Source organism: Actinoallomurus spadix, from assembly GCF_024055725.1.
GTDB classification, from domain to species: Bacteria; Actinomycetota; Actinomycetes; order Streptosporangiales; family Streptosporangiaceae; genus Actinoallomurus; species Actinoallomurus spadix.
Map to the genome: position 1 here is coordinate 325,661 of NZ_JAMXMX010000002.1, position 15,921 is coordinate 341,581.

Sequence of the window (15,921 nt, forward strand, 5' to 3'; positions counted from 1 at the left end):
GATCCCAGCCGGTACCGATGACAGCAACGCTGACAGCAATGACAGCGACCACAGGCACCCACGACCACACGTTGGACACCGTCGACCTAAGCGAATGCCCCGTGAGCAGGGCGTCCGTATTCCTTGTAAGCGGCAGGTCGCCGGTTCGATCCCGGCCGGAGGCTCTCGTTCCTGTAGGTGAGCGTCGCGAGCGCCATCAGCGTCGGGTCGTACGGTCACCCGAGTCCCCGGATTCGGAACCGGCTCTCATGGCCGGGAGCCTTGCCAGGGTGACCGCACGTAGGAGCCACTCGACAGGACCGTAAATGTGGCCGGTGAGCCATCTCCTGCTCAGCCACAATTGTGCGCCGAAGATGGCCGCAGCCAACAGGAGGGTGCCCAGCGGTGAGACATGGCCGGCCAGGCGGAATCCGTACGCTGTGAACAGGACGGCGCAGATCAGGGATTGGCTCAGGTAGTTGGTGAGTGCCATCCGCCCTGCAGGCGCTAGGGCGGCCATGACGCGGCTGCCGGGCGCTGTCCGGAAGAAGCGCAACGCTGTTGCCATGTACGCGGCTGCCAGGAAAGGGCCGGTCAGCATCGTCACTGCGACCGGGGCGAGATCGCTGACAACGCCGCCGTCGCTGGCCAGGTAGAACGCTCCCGCCAGTCCGATCGGAAAGCCCACCCACTGGATGCGCCGCAGACTGCGCTCGTGTTCCTTGATGCGGGCCAGCACTTGACGCTTGCCCGCAGCGAAACCGACAAGGAACGCGGCGAAGGAGCTGAGACCCTGCACCACCAGCGTCGCCGCCATGAGGGGCAGGATATGGATATTGCTGGTGATGAAGCTCGCGGGGCTGTCGCGCATGGCGGTCGTGGTCCGATGGCCCTCCGCGAGTGCGGCGACGGGATCGCTCGCAGCCACGCTGCCGGCGAGCAGGAGTGCGATCGCCACCACCCCGACGAGCGTGCCGGCCACGATCAGGGCGGTTCGGGGCTTGATGCCCCGCAGGGCGAACAGGATCAGCCCGAGCACCGCGTAGCAGGAGAGGATGTCGCCGTAGAAGAGCAGCACGGCATGGACGAAGCCCAGCGTCAGGAGTCCCGCCAGACGCCGCAGGATGCGCGGCGTGAAGGCCGCTCCCTGACGGGCCGCCGAATCCATCTGGAGCGTGAAGCTGTATCCGAAGAGAAAAGAGAAGATCAGATAGAACTTCATCTCGAACGCGAAGGTTATTAACCAGCGTACGGCCTTGTCTTCGCCCGAGGCGTAAGCGGGATCCAGAGCGCCATGTATCGGGTACCCTGAGGCGAAGTACGTGATATTAACGACCAGGATTCCCAATAGGGCAAATCCCCGCAAGGCGTCGACATCAAATATTCGCGACGGTGCCGATGTCGCCCCAGCGGGCGGCCGAGAGCTTACGCCGAATTCCTGCATTCTTCACATCCTGCGCGTTGACGGATTATTTCGTTATTACGGTCGGTAGGCCTTTAAGTCGGGCGCATGGCGTGCGTACTCGGCTGATCGGTGCGGCGGCATCGAGCCGATAACGCGGGTCACCGCGGTCGTGAAAGCGCCTGGACGGCCGAGAGCCGCCCAGGCATGCGGATGTCGCCGCCACGGGGGAGGCGCCGGTGCGCGCCGCCGTGGCTTGGGCGTTTCGCTCGCCCGTGAGTGCGTTCACGCGGACGAGGCTATGGTTCGGAGCAGCCGTCACCCAGCCGGTCAAGTCCACCCCAGAGGGTGTACTTAGCCCCCTTCAACTCACCCGCTGGTCGGCGCGCAGTGCTCAGGCTTGCTGATCCCCACCACGCGGCTCACCGCTTCTGTCTTTCAAGCCTGTGCAGGTAGCGCAGCGAAACGTCCCGGAGGTCGATGCTGAGGGGGTAGGGGTCGTACTCATCGAGGAGCAGCCTGCGGAGGAATTCGACCATGCCGCAGGGGAAGAGCGTGAAGTCTTCGTCGGTGTGTCGGCCCCAGACCAGGACCGGCCACTGGTCAGGGTCGGGATCAGTGGTCAGCCAGCACAGGATGTCGGGGCCTGAGGTGACGCCCCAGGCGAGGATGTGGTCCGGGTCGATGTCGAGACCTTCCTGACCTCCCAGCATCGCCCAGGCGCCACGGGCGTTCTGCGTCTCCTCCTCGAAGGTCTCATCGTCCAGGTAGATGCTCTCCTTGGGCAACGGCATGAGGATGACGCCGCCGCCCCGCCCGTCGGCGGCCTCGAACGAGCCGGCGCCATAGATGGACATGAAGGCCATGTAGTCACGTGGGAACCGTGTGCCCCATCGCACCTCTGCTGCCGACCAATCGATTCCCTCGTCCGCACCGAGATCTGAAGGCAGGATCTTGGTCAGCGCTGCGATACCCGTCGGGTCTTCCACGGCGATCCCTTCGACAACGTGGCCGCGAGCCTACGAGGTCGCACCGACGAACGCCGCAACAGACGCGGTAGCAGGTCACCCGCAGGCTCGCTTCGCTCGCCCCGCAGGTGGCTGATCAGCCTGCCGCTGACACGCTCAGAGGATCGAAGGCGCTGAGGAGCCCGGGCTAATCGTCCGCGGTGGGTGGTGCCTGGGCGTAGGGTTCCGTGCCCGAGGCGTACGGCGCCGCAGTCCCTGCCGCTGGAGGGATCTTCCAGGTCTCCCAGCGGCGCTGCTCCGGGTCGAGACGAGCGAAGAGCAGCGTGATGGTCTCGGTCTCGACCAGGCGTGTCCTGGCCGCCTCCTGGAGGTCGTGGAGTGCCGCCACCTCGGTGCGGAGCACACGGATTCGGGCGCGGAGGCGCAACCGTGCACGCCAGGGCCGCCACAGGGCGTGGAGCAGGAGTCCGGTTGCCGCTCGCTGATACTCCTCGGCGGCCCGCATCAGCACGTCGACCGACTCTCCCAGGACGCCACCGACGCGGCGGTCGATGATTCTGATCACTTCACATTCGAAGGCGCGTTCGTGGGAACCGGCGGCGAAGTCCATGACCCGGCGCGGGACGCCGGCTGCCAGCGCGGCCACTTCGTACCCGGCGAAGGCCTCATGAAGCGCGTCCTCGGCATCGGCGCCGCCCTCGAGAGTCGCCCTCAGGCCGAGCCCGCTCGTCAGGTGCGATCGTCCGCCGGCCGCCCGCCTGACCGGAGCCCACCCGATCTCGATGTCACGGACCCCGGCGGTTATCGCCGCGATCGTCTGCAGCCGCTGCATGACGCCGGCGCGTAGCTGCCGCCGCTCATGCTGCCGGGTCAGATAACCGGTCGCCGTCGCCCCGACGATGCCGCCGACCGTGCTATAGGTCAGCTCCATCAGCCCAGGCAACCGTTCCTCCGCGTCGTCCCCGCGCTCCTTCGGGCAGGCCACATCGTGGCAGAGTCCGCTGTCATTTCAAGCGTCGCGGGGCCGGGCCGGGGCGATTACCACCGGCTCGGAGTCGGCGTCGAGCGCGTCGAGCACCGCGTCGCCGTTCGCCCTCGCCCACTCGGTCAGCACGCGGATCGGGTCGGTCAGCGTGGCCCCGAGCGGGGTGAGCTCGTACTCGACGCGGGGCGGCGCCTCGGCGTAGGCGTGGCGGCGGATGAGTCCGTGCGCCTCAAGACGTCGGAGGGTCTGGGTGAGCACTTTGCGGGAGATGCCGCCGATCAGCTCGATCAGCTCGCCATGGCGCACCGGGCCCTTGCTGAGTCCGGCGAGCACGACCACCGTCCACTTGTCGGCGAGGAGCTCGACCGTCAGACGCGCCGGGCAGTCGGCGAGAAAGGGATCACCGGGACCGAAGCCGCTCATGGCGCCAAAGGTACCTGCTGGTTCCTATCGGATACCTAGCCTGAGTTCTCTCCACCCGTTCGCAGCGTAGGAGAGTCATGCGAGTCATCACCCAGCAGTCGCCCGGCGGTCCCGAGGTGCTCACCATCGTGGACGCCCCCGAGCCTCGGCCTCTCCCGACCGAGGTTCTGGTCCGCGTCAAGGCGATCGGGCTGAACCCGCTGGAGGCGCGCCTGCGCGCCGGCGAGTTCCCGATGATCGGCCGGCCGCCGTTCATCCTCGGCTGGGACCTCAGCGGCGTGGTCGAGGAGGCGGCGACGTGGCGGTTCAGGCCTGGTGACAAGGTGTTCGGGATGCCGCTGTTCCCGCGGGCGGCGAGCGCGTACGCCGAGGTCGTGGCGGCGCCGGCGTTGCACCTGACGCGCAAGCCGGCGTCGCTCTCACACGTCGAGGCGTCGGCGCTGCCGGTCGTCGGGCTGACGGCGTGGCAGGGCCTCGTCGACCTCGCGGGCGTGACCGAGGGCGACCGTGTCCTGGTCCACGGCGGTGGTGGCGGGGTCGGTCACGTCGCGATCCAGATCGCGAAGGCGCTCGGCGCGTACGTGATCGCGACCGCCGGCGGAGGCAAGCGGGAGTTCGTCGAAGGGCTCGGCGCCGACGAGGTGATCGACTATACGGCGGTCGACTTCACCGAGGCGGTCCGCGACGTCGACGTCGTGCTCGACACGATCGGTGGCGACACGGTCGAGCGGTCACTCGACGTGCTCCGCCCGGGCGGGCACCTGGTCACGGCGGTCGCCGAGTCGGATCCGGTACTCGCCGCCAAGTACGAGGCGGCCGGCATGCGCTTCAGCGGCATCGCGGTCGACCCCGATCCGGTCGCCCTGCGAGGTCTCGTCGAGCTCGTCGAACAGGGCAGGCTCCGGGTACACATACAGGAGACGTTCCCGTTCGAGCGCGTCGCCGACGCGCACCGGCTGCTCGACGGCGGTCACCTCCAGGGCAAGCTCGTCCTCACCGTCTGACCCGTCGTGGGGGCCTCGCGTGAGTGAGGCCCCACTGTCGTGCGCTGCCCTACCACTTCGTGACCTTGTGGATCCAGGCGAGCTGCTGGGCGATCTCCGCCGCGCCGGCCATCTTCTCCCGGTCGGAGCCGTAGAAGACGCCGAGCAGCGTCTCCTTGCCGTGGGCGCCGACGCTCATCACCGGGCCGCCGGAGTCGCCGCCGGCCGGGATCCTGGACACCTTCTCCAGGCAGAAGTCGGTGCCGCCCGGTTGGGCGAAGCCCGCGCAGCGCTGGGCGTCGGACCGTACGACCCGCAGCGTCGACTGCTTGAGCACGGGCGACTGGCAGGTGTTCTCATCCTTGGTGCAGGTGGCGCCCACCCGTACTGGCGCGCGATCAACTTCTCGATCGCGCGTGATGCGCCCTCTTATGCCAGCGGACGAATCGTGTCGATGATCTGCCGCAGCGTCTTGTCGTTCACGGCCCCCGGGCCGGTGCTGTTGGAGAAGACGTAGAAGGTGACCGGGGCGCCCTGCCGGGAGGCGAATGTGGCGGCGTACAGCGTTCCCCCGTTCGGTTCGCACGCCGTTCCCCTGCCGCCCTTAGTCGTAACGACGACCTTCTGCAGTACGGCCCGGAGGCCGCCGATCGTGGGGTGCTCCGGGCTCGCTGCCACCGTTCTGGGGAGCACACCGCGGAGTTGGTAACCGAAGTTCGCCCACTGGAGCGCGTTGTGGGCGGCGGTCACCTGGAGGGACTCCAGCTGACCCGACGCGGCCGAGGTGATGCCCTCGCCACCGAGCAGCCCCGACTGGACGATCGTGCAGCTGGTGTAGTGGGGGCCGTCGCGGCTGATGTCGGCGACGCCGTTCGAGCCGACGGCGACATTCCCGCTGGCGTCGGTGAGGCCCACACCGGTGCCGGGATCCTCGACCTTCCAGCCCGGCGGGACGTCGTACACCACGCCGAAGTCGGGAGCGACCACGACCTGCCAGCCGGGGACGAGCGGTGGCGACTTCGGGCCGGCACCGGGCGGTGCCGGAGCCGCGGTGCCCGGGGTCGACGTGACGGCCGCCGGGCGCGACGGCGTCTTGGCCGCCGTGCCGCCGTGCACGAGGTACCCACCGGCCGCCGCGGCCGCCACCAGCACGACGGCTCCGGCGATCTCCGCCAGGAGACGCCCACGGTCGCTCTTCTTCGCGGCGCCGGTCGGCACACTGTCGTTGACGGTCGAGTCCGGCCCGGCGGAATCCGCCGATCGCCAGTGGGCCGTGGGATGCAGGGCGGATTCCATCGACTCGCGGAGGACCGCGAGGGCGGCGGCCGCGCTCTGCGGTCGTGCGGCAGGGTCCTCCGCCAGCAGATCCAGCACCAGACGGTCGAGGTACGGCGGTACGTCGGAGCGGCGGGACGCCGGCGGTACGGGTGACGACTCCGCCGGTGGTACGCCCGTCAGCAGTTCGTGGAGGACACGACCGAGGGCGTGCAGATCCGTACGGGCATCGGAGGTGTCCGTCCGGGGCACGCCGATGCCCAGGTTGCAGAGCTTCACGTCCCCGCTGTCAAGGAGGACCAGATCGGCGGAGGTGAGGGCACCGTGAACGACGCTCTGGGCGTGTGCGGCCGTCAGGGCGTCGAGGGCCTGCTCGGCCACCCGGGTGACCTGGCCGATGGGCAGTCCGCCGCCCTGCGCGGCCAGGACGGTCTTCAGGTTCTGCCCGTCGAGGTGCTCGGTCACGAGGAACACCGGGGTCTCGGCGGTCCCGATGTCCAGCACCGCCTCGACTGCGGGGTGCCGTACCGCCGCCGCCTTCTCGGCCTGAGAACGGAACGCGGCGACGCCTGCCTGGTCGGTGACGGCGGGTTCGGCGAAGACCTTGACGGTGACGACCCGGTTCAGCCGGAGGTCGAAGCCGCGCCATGCCTCATCGGCTCCGGCGCCGAGGCCGCCGATCGCCGCGTCGAGGCGGTACCGCCCGGAGAGTACCTGCCCGGGTCGCTGTCCCACGGTGTTCCGCACGATCCGTCCTTCATCGCTTCCAGGAAACGCCCTGGTCGGTGCCAAGGTCGTAGGGTTTCTCCCACCACTGCACTCCGGTGATGTCCCGGGATCCGGAACTCAGGATGACCGTGCAGGTCTCGTAACGGGCGCCATGGCGGAACCCGCCGTCCTTGATGGCGGCCGGGCGACACTGGCCGGGGTAGGCCTGCGGATCCCCCGACATGAGCGTGCTGCTGACGGAGTTGCCCGCGGAGTCGATCCCCACCATCTTCTGAGCGGGGGCGAAGTCCATGTAGGGGTCGTCGGGCCCGAGGTTGGTCAGCGTGAAATGGGCGTAGTACGGGGTCTTGCCCTTCTCCGAACGCGACAGCGCCAGGCCGGCCAGATCGGCCGTGGAACCCTTGACGATCGAGGTCACGGTCACCCCCACCGCATCCGTACGCGTCCCCTGGCTGACGGGCACGGTGGCCATCCGACCGATCGGGTACTGCGCACCGGGCCTCGCCTGACCGGGCACCGTGCCGTCGACCGGCTGGAGTGTCCGAAGTCCGGTGGAGGACGGATGCGCCGTGGCCGGCGTCTTCGCCTTCGCGTCGTCGTCACCGAAGCCGTTCGTCACCGCGACGACCCCGGCTCCGGCCAGTACCGCTCCCAGCACGCCACCGACGGCCGCCACAACGCGCTTCCGGCTCTTCGGCGCCGTGATGGAGGTGTGCGGGGCGACCGTCGTCGCTTCCAGGACGTCATCAGGGGGAGAGGGCCGCCCGCGCAGGTACGGCGGCGGGCCGGCGGGAGGAACGGCGGTCCTCCCGGACCGGCGCAGGAAGTCCCGTACGGCGGCGGCGCCGATCGGCCTCCGGTCGGGCGACTTGGCCAGCAGGTCCAGGACCAGGCGTTCGAGGTGAACGGGGATGTCCGGGCGGTGGGAACGCAACGGCAGAGGCGCCTCGTTGAGGTGCTTGTACATGATCGAGGCGAGTCCGGGGTCGTCCGTGTGGAACGCGGGCCTCCCCGTGAACAACTCGTACAGCACTCCGCCGAGGGCATAGAGGTCGGCGCGGTGGTCGGCCGGCACGCCGCGCCACTCCTCCGGGGCCATGTAACGAGGCGTGCCGAGCAGCCCGCCCGTGGCCGTCAGCGTCGTACGGTCGGCCAGCCGGGCGATGCCGAAGTCACAGATCTTCACCCGGCCGTCCTGCTGCAGGAACAGGTTCGCCGGTTTGATGTCCCGGTGGACGACACCGCGTGCGTGCGCCACCGCGAGCGCATCGGTGATCTGCTCCGCCAGTCCCACCACCTGGTCGATCGGCAGCCCACCGGGGTGTGCCGCGAGAACTCCGGCGAGGTCCGATCCCTGGAGGAACTCCATCACGAGGAACGTCACGGCACCGTGGGTGTCGATGTCGAAGACCGCGCAGATGCCCGGGTGCTGCAGACCGGCGGCGGATTCGGCCTCCCGGCGGAACCGCGCGACCGCGTTCTCGTCCTGCGCCACCTGCGGCGGGAGGATCTTGATCGCGATCGGCCGGTTCAGTCCGAGGTCGACCCCGCGCCACACCTGACCCATGGCGCCCGCCCCGATGGGCGCCTCCAGCCGGTACCGCCGGGCCAGCAGTAGCCCGGCCTCCAGGCTCAGCTCCCCCGCCAACGTCTCTCCCCGAACGATCTTCAATGGCTGCCCGACATTCCACCACACCGGACCGGCGGCGCACCGCTCTCTATGCTCGGGACCATGACCATTCAGCGGATGGACAACGTCGCCATCGTCGTCGACGACCTGGACGCGGCCGTCGCGTTCTTCACCGAGCTCGGCATGGAGCTGGAGAACAAGGCGCAGATCGAGGGCATCTGGGCGGACCAGACCGTCGGACTCGACGGTATTCGGAGCGAGATCGCCATGATGCGGATTCCGGACGGCCACGGAAAAGTGGAGCTGACGAAATACCACGCTCCCGCCGCGATCGGCGCCGAGCCGGAGAACCCGCCGCCCAACACGCTGGGCCTGCATCGCGTCATGTTCGCCGTCGACGACATCGACGACACCATCGCCCGCCTGCGCCCCCACGGCGCCGAACTCCTCGGCGAGGTGGCACAGTACGAGAACATCTTCCGGCTCTGCTACCTCCGCGGCCCCGCCGGCATCATCGTCGCCCTGGCCGAGCAGATCGGCTGACGCGAAAGGGCGGCTGCCGCAGCCGAGGGAGGCGCGGGCTACCGATCGGGTGGGAACTGCTCCCGGATGAGGTCCAGCAGTGTCGCGTGGGTCTTCTGGTCGGCCGCCACGAGGAGTCCGCCCGGGCCGGTGTGCGGTGGCTGACCGTGAATGCCGGTCACGACGCAGCCGGCCGCCTGGCACAACGCGATTCCGGCGGCGAAATGCACGCTGTCCCGCAGATGGCCGTCGGTGACATAGGCGGCCCGCCGCCCGGCGGCCACCCAGGCCACCGCCAGGGTGGTGGAGACGACGCGGGGGCGGAATCGCTCGGCGAAGCCCGCCTCGGCGAGCAGCCGGACGGCGCGGAAGTGCGGTGCGTTCGGGAACGGCTGATCGAGGTTGACGTCCACCAGCCGCGAGTCGGGCGAGGGCTGGAGCGGCTCGTCGGTGTCGTCGCGGCGGACGAACGCGTGAGCGCCGTCCGTCCAGAACACCTCGCCGGCGAGCGGGTCGGCGGCGGCCGCGGCCGTGACGTCGGAGCCCACGCACAGCGCGACGTTCCCCGCGACCAGCATGTTCCGCGCGGCGTAGTTCAGCGTGCCGCACAGCGGATCGACCAGCCACACGCGCGCCGCGTCGTCCGGACCCGTTGCGTCGGATCTCCTCACCCAGCACGGCGTCGTCGGGCCGAGCGGTGCGAATGACGTCGAGGATGGCCTTCTCCGCCTCGACGTCCGCGGCCGTGGCGAAGTCGCCCGCGCCCTTGTCGATGCGCGTCAGCGACGCTCCGTACGGTTCGCGCCCTCTGTGCCGTCGATGGCGACGTCAAGCTCAGGGGTCGACGCGGCGGGCGGTCAGCGTACGGCGCCATCGTGGAGTTCGATGACGCGATCGGTGTGGCGGACCAGGAGGGGGTCGTGAGTGGCGACCACGGCGGTGACGCCCTGGTCGCGGACGACGGCGCGGATCAGCTGCGTGATCGACTGGGCGGTCTCCGGAGTCGAGCTGTCACCGCGCGCGGCGGAGGCGGGGCTCGCGGAGGTCGTCCGGGACGGCGGCCGGGCGGCCGGCCAGCACGGCGCCGTCGACCTCCGCGCGGGCCAGCGTCATGCAGGCCGCCGCGCGGTCCCTCCGCCGTTCTCCGGAGGTGTTCGCCTTGATGGCCACGCTGGCCAGGGAGGCGAACAGGTCGACGTCGCCGTCGCTGTCGAGCCGTACGCGGATCCAGTCGCCGCCGGGGGCCAGCTGCACACGCCCCGACTCCAGGAGGGGGCGGCGGAGACGCCCGATGACCGGCCAGGTCAACCGCAACTCCGCACAGCCGTCGGCGTGTACATGGGCGAGCTGGCGGCCGTCGACCTTCAGCGCCGTGCCCAGGCCACAGGCGGCGCGCCCTCGGCGTACGCCCGGCCATGAGGCCACCTGCGCCATCGCGCGGTCGGCGTAGGACGCCGCCGGAATCTTTCTTCCCCGCATGGAAACCTATGGTTCACCCTCCGACCCTGTTTTCGGAAGGGTTGTGACACATGTGGCACCTATGTCGGGAAGGGGCGGGCCGGGCTCAGGCGGAGCGGGCGGCCGCGTAGGACCCGGTGCGCAGCTCGTCGAGGATGCCGGGTTCGACCGGCTTCCAGCCGAGGACTCGTTCGGCGCGCGACGGGTCCATCGGCGACGACCGGGTCAGCAGTCCGGCGAAGGGCCCGAAGGTCTGCTGCGCCTGTTCGAGGGTGATCGACACCGGGCGGGCGCCGGCGACGTCGGCCACCGCCTCGACGATCCGCCGCATCGGGGTGCGCTCCCGGGCCGCGGCGTTGACGATCAGACGCCGCTCGGCCTGGGCCAGGGCGGCGACGTACAGCCGGGCGAGGTCGTCGACGTGTACCGAGCTCCACTCGTTGGCGCCGTCGCCGATGTACGTCACGACCCCCTGCGCCCGGCCGCCCGCGATCAGGCCCTGGAGCAGCCCGGACCCGTTCCGCCCGTAGATCAGCCCGGCCCGGATCACCGTCACCGCCGGCCCCTCGGCGGCCAGTACCTGCCGCTCGCCCAGCACCTTGAACGGCTGCGGGGCGCTTTCGGGGTCCACCGGGGTGTCCTCGTCGACCGTCACCCCCTGGGTGTCCCGATAGACCATGCCGGTGCTGGTGTAGATGAACGGGCTCCCCGGCCGCAGCCCGTCGAGCATCGCCGCCAGCGCGGGCCCCTCCAGCTCGCTCATGGCCGCGAAGTCGGCGAGGTCCGCCGCCGCGTGGACGACGGCGTCCGCCCGCTCGGCGGCGAGGCGGAGGGCCGCCGTGTCCGCGAGGTCGCCCGAAACCGCCTCGGCGCCCAGGCCCGTCACACGGTCCCGCGCCGCCTGTGACCGGGCCAGCGCGCTCACGTGATGGCCCACCGCGATGAAGTGCTCGGTGAGCACACCGCCGAGATAACCGCTCGCGCCCGTCAGAAAGATCCGCATGGTCATGTCCCTCGTGGTAGACGGCGGCCGCCGGTCGGCGGCCACGGCGACCAGCGTCGGCCGCCGGCGCCGGCGCAGCCAGGGACCATCGGTCCGTGGCTGAACACCGAGCGGACCGCGGCGAGGGCCGTACCGTAGGGCCATGGACAAGCACGCGCTGGCGGCCTTCCTCCGGAGCAGGCGAGAGCAGATCCGGCCGGAGGACGTGGGGCTGCCGCGTGGGCCGCGGCGCCGCACGCCGGGGCTGCGGCGGGAGGAGGTCGCGCAGCTCGCGCACATCTCCACGGACCACTACAGCCGCCTGGAGCAGGCCCGGGGGCGGCATCCGTCGGCCCAGGTGCTCCGGGGCATCGCCCGTGCGCTGCGGCTGTCCGACCAGGAGCGGGCCCACCTCTTCTCGCTGGCCGGCGAACGGGAGGAGCAACCGGGCCGGTTGCCGTCGCGGGAGGTCGCCCCCGCCACCGCCACCCTGCTGGACCGCCTCACCGACGCACCCGCGCTGGTGGTGGACGACACCTGCCGGGTGCTCGCGTGGAACCCGCTCGCCGCCGCCCTGTTCGAGGACTTCTCGGCGCTGCGGGGAGGCGACCGCAACATCCTGCGCCGCCTCTTCCTGCACCCCGACCGGGACCGCGCCACCTACGGGATCACCGACCACCGGCGCCTGGTGACCACCGCCGTCAGTTACCTGCGGGTCGCCACCACCCACTATCCGGACAACGCCGAGCTGCGGTCGCTCATCGCCGAACTCCTGGCCGGCAGCGCGGAGTTCGCCCGCCTCTGGAACTCCCAGGAGCTCCGCATCGAGCACCATTCCCGGCAGGTCTTCGAGCATCCCCAGGTGGGCCCGATCGAGCTGGACTTCGACATCCTCACCGTCCCGGACGCCGACCAGCAGCTGGTGATCTTCACCGCCGAGCCGGGTTCCCCGTCCTACCGGAACCTGCAGTTCCTCAAGGTGATCGGCGTCCAGCGGATGGACGTGCCCACCTGAGCCGCACGCCGTGAGCGCGCTCGGGCAGTCACGCCCGGGGAGCCGCGCTCGGGGAGCCGCGCTCGGGCGGTCGCGCTCAGGGAGTCGTGCGCTCGGCGGTGAGGCGGCCCGAGTCGGTGCGCAGGTAGAGCCTCCGCGGGGACCTCGGGTCGTGCGGAACCCCGGCGACGTGCTTACCGCCGGTGTCGGTGTCGGCGTCCACGTTGTACGGGCCGCCGGGGACCATCACGCGCAGTGAGGACGAGCCGGTCGTCGCGTTCACCTCGGTGGGGGCGGCGGCGAAGGCCAGCTCGACGCGCCCGGAGTCCGAACGCGCCCGTACGGCCGCCGCGGCCAGCCGGGTGGCGTGAATCGACCCCGAGTCGGTCGTGAGGACGAGAGGGCCGCCGACGCCGTCCACGGTGACACGGCCCGAGTCGCTGTGGACCTGAACCGCGCCCTTGACCGAGCGGACCGTGACCGAACCCGAGTCACTGCTCGCGTCGGCGGCCGCGACGCCGGTGACGTCGATCCGGCCGCTGTCGGCGCGGGCCCGGACGGTGACGGAGGCGGGAACCGTGAGCTCGTAGTCGACGCTGCACCGGGAGCAGTCCCGGGTGAACGTCAGGCGCCCGGCGGAGTCGAGCCGCTGACCGGGATGCGGCGTGCGGTCCTGATAGTGGACGACCCGGTGGATCCGCACCTCGGGGCCACCCGGCCGGATGGTCAACCGGCCGTCGTCCGCGTGGATGTCCACGACCTTCACCGGACCGTTCACGGTGGTGTCGGAGGTGAGTTCGTTCTTGTAGTCGCCGAAGTGCACGCCGAAGCCGCACCCGGAGAGGCCGAGAAGGGCGAGCAGGGGCAGGACCAGACCCACTTTGCGCACGAACGTACTCCCTCCCCGTCGGACTGCCCAGCACGCTATCCGGAACGCCCATGGCCGCCCATGGGGTTCGCAGGCCTCACGGTGGTGGGGCCAGCCCCAGGGTCAGGTCGGGGAGCCGCCCCCGGGCTCGGCGGGCGGCGGGTCCGCACTGTCCTCCGACAGACCCAACGAGGTCGACCAGCCTCCGAACAGGGACGACCCCGAGGTGCGGGTGTCCTCCTTCAGCCGGTCGAAACCGCGGCGGATGCTCTCCCAGCTCTCGTCCGCGAGCGGCGTGCCGACGTCGGCGGACGAGTCGATCGGCGCGTCGCCGAGCGGATCCGCGCTCAGGGCGTCCGGCACCTCCGGGGACCGGCCGCCCGGCGCGACCTCGTCACCGCGCTCTCCGGGCGGTGTCCAGAGCGGCTGCCGCTCCGGCCCGGACGGCGGGTGTACGGGTGCGGCGGGGGACGGCTCGTCCGAGGCGCCGTACGGCTGCGCGGGTGGCGGCTGCGCGGGCGATGGCCGGGTGGGTGCCGGCTGCGCGGGTGGCCCCGGCTCAGCGGGTGGCGTGAAGGACGACGGGCCGGAGGGGGGACCGCCGGCCGCCCCCGGGGGCACGCCCGTGGCGGAGAAGGGCTCGGTGCGCGGGGGCGCCGCCGGTGTGCCCGTCGCGGGGGCGCCCGTACCGGAGAACGGCGGTTCCGGCGCGAGGCCCGGTGGCAGCGGCTCCTCGGATGACGACGGTTCGCGCGAGCGGGGGTCCCAGGACGACGGCGTCTCGGCCGTCCGGGGGGCCCAGGACGACGACGGACGGCGCGAGCGGGGCTCCCCGAACGACGCGGCCCCGGGTGGTCCGGGCTCGAAGGAGGAAGGCGTTCCGGACGGCCGGGGTTCGAAGGGGGAGGGCGTTCCGGACGGTCGCGGTTCGAAAGGGGAGGGCGTTCCGGAGGGCCTGGGCTCGAAGGGGGACGGTGTCCCGGAGGGCCGGGGCTCCCAGGGGGACGGGCCCGGCGGTCCGCTCTGCCGGGGGGTACGCCGGGGCGGGCGCGGCCGCCGGGGATCGTCGCCGGCCGCCGGTGAGGCGGCGACCGGCGCGGCGAGGTCCTCGTCATCCGCGTCGGCCAGGGCGAGCCGCCGGCGGCGTTGCCGCCAGCCCAGGATCAGGCTGAGCACGAGGAGTGTTCCGCCGCCGCTGAGGACGGCGACGAGCATGAGGTCGGGGCCGCCTCCCGGCCGGGACCCGGTGGCGTCCGGCGCGGTGGAGGAGGACTGCGGCTGCTTGACGCTCGCGCCGCCGTGTTCGGCCTTGTTGATGCGCGCCGCCGCGCGCAGCGCGCCCAGGGCGTCGGCCACGCCGGTGCCGACCGCGGTGCTCCGGCCGTCGGGCGGGCGGTGGGTCGTGCCCTGTTCGAGCGCCTGCTTGACCTCGGCCGCCGAGAGGCGCGGATAGCGGGCCTTGACGAGGGCGCTGACGCCGGCGACGAGCGCGGCCGACGAACTGGTGCCCGTGCCCAGGACGTAGCCGTGGCCCGCCACGTCGGCGCTGACGATCTCGACGCCCGGCGCCGCGACCGAGACGTACGTGTGGCGGTTCGTGAACTTGGCCGGCCTGAACGCGCGGTCGACCGCGCCCACGGCGATCACGCCGGGATATGCGGCCGGATAGTTGCGGCGGTTCCCGGTGGCGCCGTCGTTGCCGGAGGACGCGACGAGGACGACGCCCTTGTCCAGGGCGTACTTGATCGCCGACTCCTCCAGGGGGTTGCCGTTATAGAACAGCTTGCCGCCGCCGAGGGACATGTTGATGACCTGCGCGCCGTGGTCGGTGGCGTACCGGATGCCACGGGCGATGGCGTCACGGGAGCGCGCCACCTGCGCGTGGTCGTTCCGCATCGGGTCGCCCAGCTCCCAGGTGACCCTGATGGACAGGACCTTCGCCTCCGGCGCGACTCCCATGATGCCCGCGTTGCCGCTGGCGCCGTGACCGTGGCCGGCGATCAGGCTGGCCATCTCGGTGCCGTGCCGCCCCCAGTACCGGTTGCCCGGCCTGCGCGCGTGGCCGGTGAAGTCGGGGCCGTCGACCACGCGCCCGGTGAGGTCCGGCTGGTGCCCGTCGACGCCGGTGTCGAGCACGGCGACCGTCACGCCGTCGCCGCGGGAGTACCTCCAGGCGCGGGAGAGGTGCAGGGCGCCCAGGGTCCACTGCTGGCCGCGGTACAGGTCGGCGGTCGCCGCGCGGGCGGGTGGACGGAGCGGCCGGTTCGGCACGGCGGACTGGGCGGCCGGGACGGACAGCACCGCGACCGCGGCACCGGCCAGGAGCGCGGAGACGAGGCGAGGAAAGGCGCGGCGGGGCTCGGACACGGGCACCGGTTTCCTCCCCGGTATCGGCGGCGGGCGACATTCTGCCACGGAGGGCTGGCGGAGCGCTCCCATGAGCGACCACCTTCGGAGCGCTGAGGGCCGAGGCCGTCACGTACAGTCACGGCGAAGGGAGGCGTTCCACCCGTCCGGCCGGGGAATGAGGGCGCTCGCCGCTCCGAATGAGGGCGCTCACCGCTTCGGGCCCGCGAACGAGGGAGCTCCCCGCTTCGAACCGGGGCGCTCACCGCTCCAGGGCCGGGAACGAGGGAGCTGATCGCTCCGGGTACGGTTTCAGGGCGGTACGAGTGCCGGGCCGGCGCTCTCCTGGCCGCGCGTGGTGCGCCGCGCGCCCTTCC

The 15,921-nt window shown here is 71.4% G+C and carries 15 protein-coding genes; 3 read left to right on the forward strand and 12 right to left on the reverse strand.

Annotated features, from left to right (window positions below):
• Positions 1–196: 196 nt before the first annotated feature.
• From NE235_RS03575 to NE235_RS03590, 4 genes are all read right to left on the reverse strand, one after another.
• Complete coding sequence (locus NE235_RS03575) at positions 197–1,423, reverse strand: DUF418 domain-containing protein (protein ID WP_252799295.1); 1,227 nt, start codon at positions 1,421–1,423, stop codon at positions 197–199.
• A gap of 380 nt (positions 1,424–1,803) precedes the next feature.
• A complete protein-coding gene (locus tag NE235_RS03580) occupies positions 1,804–2,370 on the reverse strand; it encodes an SMI1/KNR4 family protein (RefSeq protein WP_308206015.1) in 567 nt (188 codons plus the stop codon).
• A 166-nt stretch (positions 2,371–2,536) separates the two neighbouring features.
• The gene (locus NE235_RS03585; protein WP_252799297.1) at positions 2,537–3,280 is read right to left on the reverse strand and encodes a hypothetical protein; all 744 of its coding nucleotides are present in this window, start codon (positions 3,278–3,280) and stop codon (positions 2,537–2,539) included.
• Positions 3,281–3,358: 78 nt separating this feature from the next.
• Positions 3,359–3,757 carry a winged helix-turn-helix transcriptional regulator gene (locus tag NE235_RS03590; protein WP_252799299.1) on the reverse strand — a complete coding sequence of 133 codons (399 nt, stop codon included), beginning with the start codon at positions 3,755–3,757 and terminating at the stop codon, positions 3,359–3,361.
• Between the two features lie 77 nt (positions 3,758–3,834).
• On the opposite strand from NE235_RS03590, the gene NE235_RS03595 reads away from it, so the two are divergent.
• Entirely contained in the window at positions 3,835–4,761 is a 927-nt protein-coding gene (locus NE235_RS03595) for an NADP-dependent oxidoreductase (RefSeq protein WP_252799301.1), read from the forward strand.
• 49 nt (positions 4,762–4,810) lie between these two features.
• Here the strand turns inward: NE235_RS03595 and NE235_RS03600 are convergent, their stop codons facing one another.
• From NE235_RS03600 to NE235_RS03610, 3 genes are read right to left on the reverse strand one after another with little or no spacing between them, the layout of a single operon-like run.
• Positions 4,811–5,122, reverse strand: a complete 312-nt coding sequence (locus NE235_RS03600; RefSeq protein ID WP_252799302.1) for a serine protease family protein — start codon at positions 5,120–5,122, stop codon at positions 4,811–4,813.
• A 47-nt stretch (positions 5,123–5,169) separates the two neighbouring features.
• The gene (locus NE235_RS03605; RefSeq protein ID WP_252799304.1) at positions 5,170–6,762 is read right to left on the reverse strand and encodes a protein kinase domain-containing protein; all 1,593 of its coding nucleotides are present in this window, start codon (positions 6,760–6,762) and stop codon (positions 5,170–5,172) included.
• Between the two features lie 10 nt (positions 6,763–6,772).
• Positions 6,773–8,392, reverse strand: a complete 1,620-nt coding sequence (locus tag NE235_RS03610; RefSeq protein WP_252799305.1) for a serine/threonine-protein kinase — start codon at positions 8,390–8,392, stop codon at positions 6,773–6,775.
• Between the two features lie 99 nt (positions 8,393–8,491).
• Here NE235_RS03610 and NE235_RS03615 point away from each other — a divergent pair, with 99 nt between their 5' ends.
• Entirely contained in the window at positions 8,492–8,917 is a 426-nt protein-coding gene (locus NE235_RS03615) for a VOC family protein (protein WP_252799510.1), read from the forward strand.
• A 38-nt stretch (positions 8,918–8,955) separates the two neighbouring features.
• On the opposite strand, the gene NE235_RS03620 is transcribed toward NE235_RS03615, so the two are convergent.
• The 3 genes from NE235_RS03620 to NE235_RS03630 form a co-directional block, all read right to left on the reverse strand.
• Positions 8,956–9,567 carry an inositol monophosphatase family protein gene (locus tag NE235_RS03620; protein WP_252799306.1) on the reverse strand — a complete coding sequence of 204 codons (612 nt, stop codon included), beginning with the start codon at positions 9,565–9,567 and terminating at the stop codon, positions 8,956–8,958.
• 340 nt (positions 9,568–9,907) lie between these two features.
• Positions 9,908–10,375 carry a luciferase domain-containing protein gene (locus tag NE235_RS03625; protein WP_252799308.1) on the reverse strand — a complete coding sequence of 156 codons (468 nt, stop codon included), beginning with the start codon at positions 10,373–10,375 and terminating at the stop codon, positions 9,908–9,910.
• Between the two features lie 85 nt (positions 10,376–10,460).
• A complete protein-coding gene (locus NE235_RS03630) occupies positions 10,461–11,357 on the reverse strand; it encodes an NAD-dependent epimerase/dehydratase family protein (RefSeq protein ID WP_252799310.1) in 897 nt (298 codons plus the stop codon).
• 142 nt (positions 11,358–11,499) lie between these two features.
• On the opposite strand from NE235_RS03630, the gene NE235_RS03635 reads away from it, so the two are divergent.
• Complete coding sequence (locus NE235_RS03635; protein ID WP_252799311.1) at positions 11,500–12,351, forward strand: helix-turn-helix transcriptional regulator; 852 nt, start codon at positions 11,500–11,502, stop codon at positions 12,349–12,351.
• Between the two features lie 76 nt (positions 12,352–12,427).
• On the opposite strand, the gene NE235_RS03640 is transcribed toward NE235_RS03635, so the two are convergent.
• On the reverse strand, positions 12,428–13,219 hold the full coding sequence (locus NE235_RS03640; protein ID WP_252799313.1) for a DUF4097 family beta strand repeat-containing protein: 792 nt from the start codon (positions 13,217–13,219) through the stop codon (positions 12,428–12,430).
• Positions 13,220–13,321: 102 nt separating this feature from the next.
• A complete protein-coding gene (gene mycP / locus NE235_RS03645) occupies positions 13,322–15,565 on the reverse strand; it encodes a type VII secretion-associated serine protease mycosin (RefSeq protein WP_252799315.1) in 2,244 nt (747 codons plus the stop codon).
• Positions 15,566–15,921 lie beyond the last annotated feature (356 nt).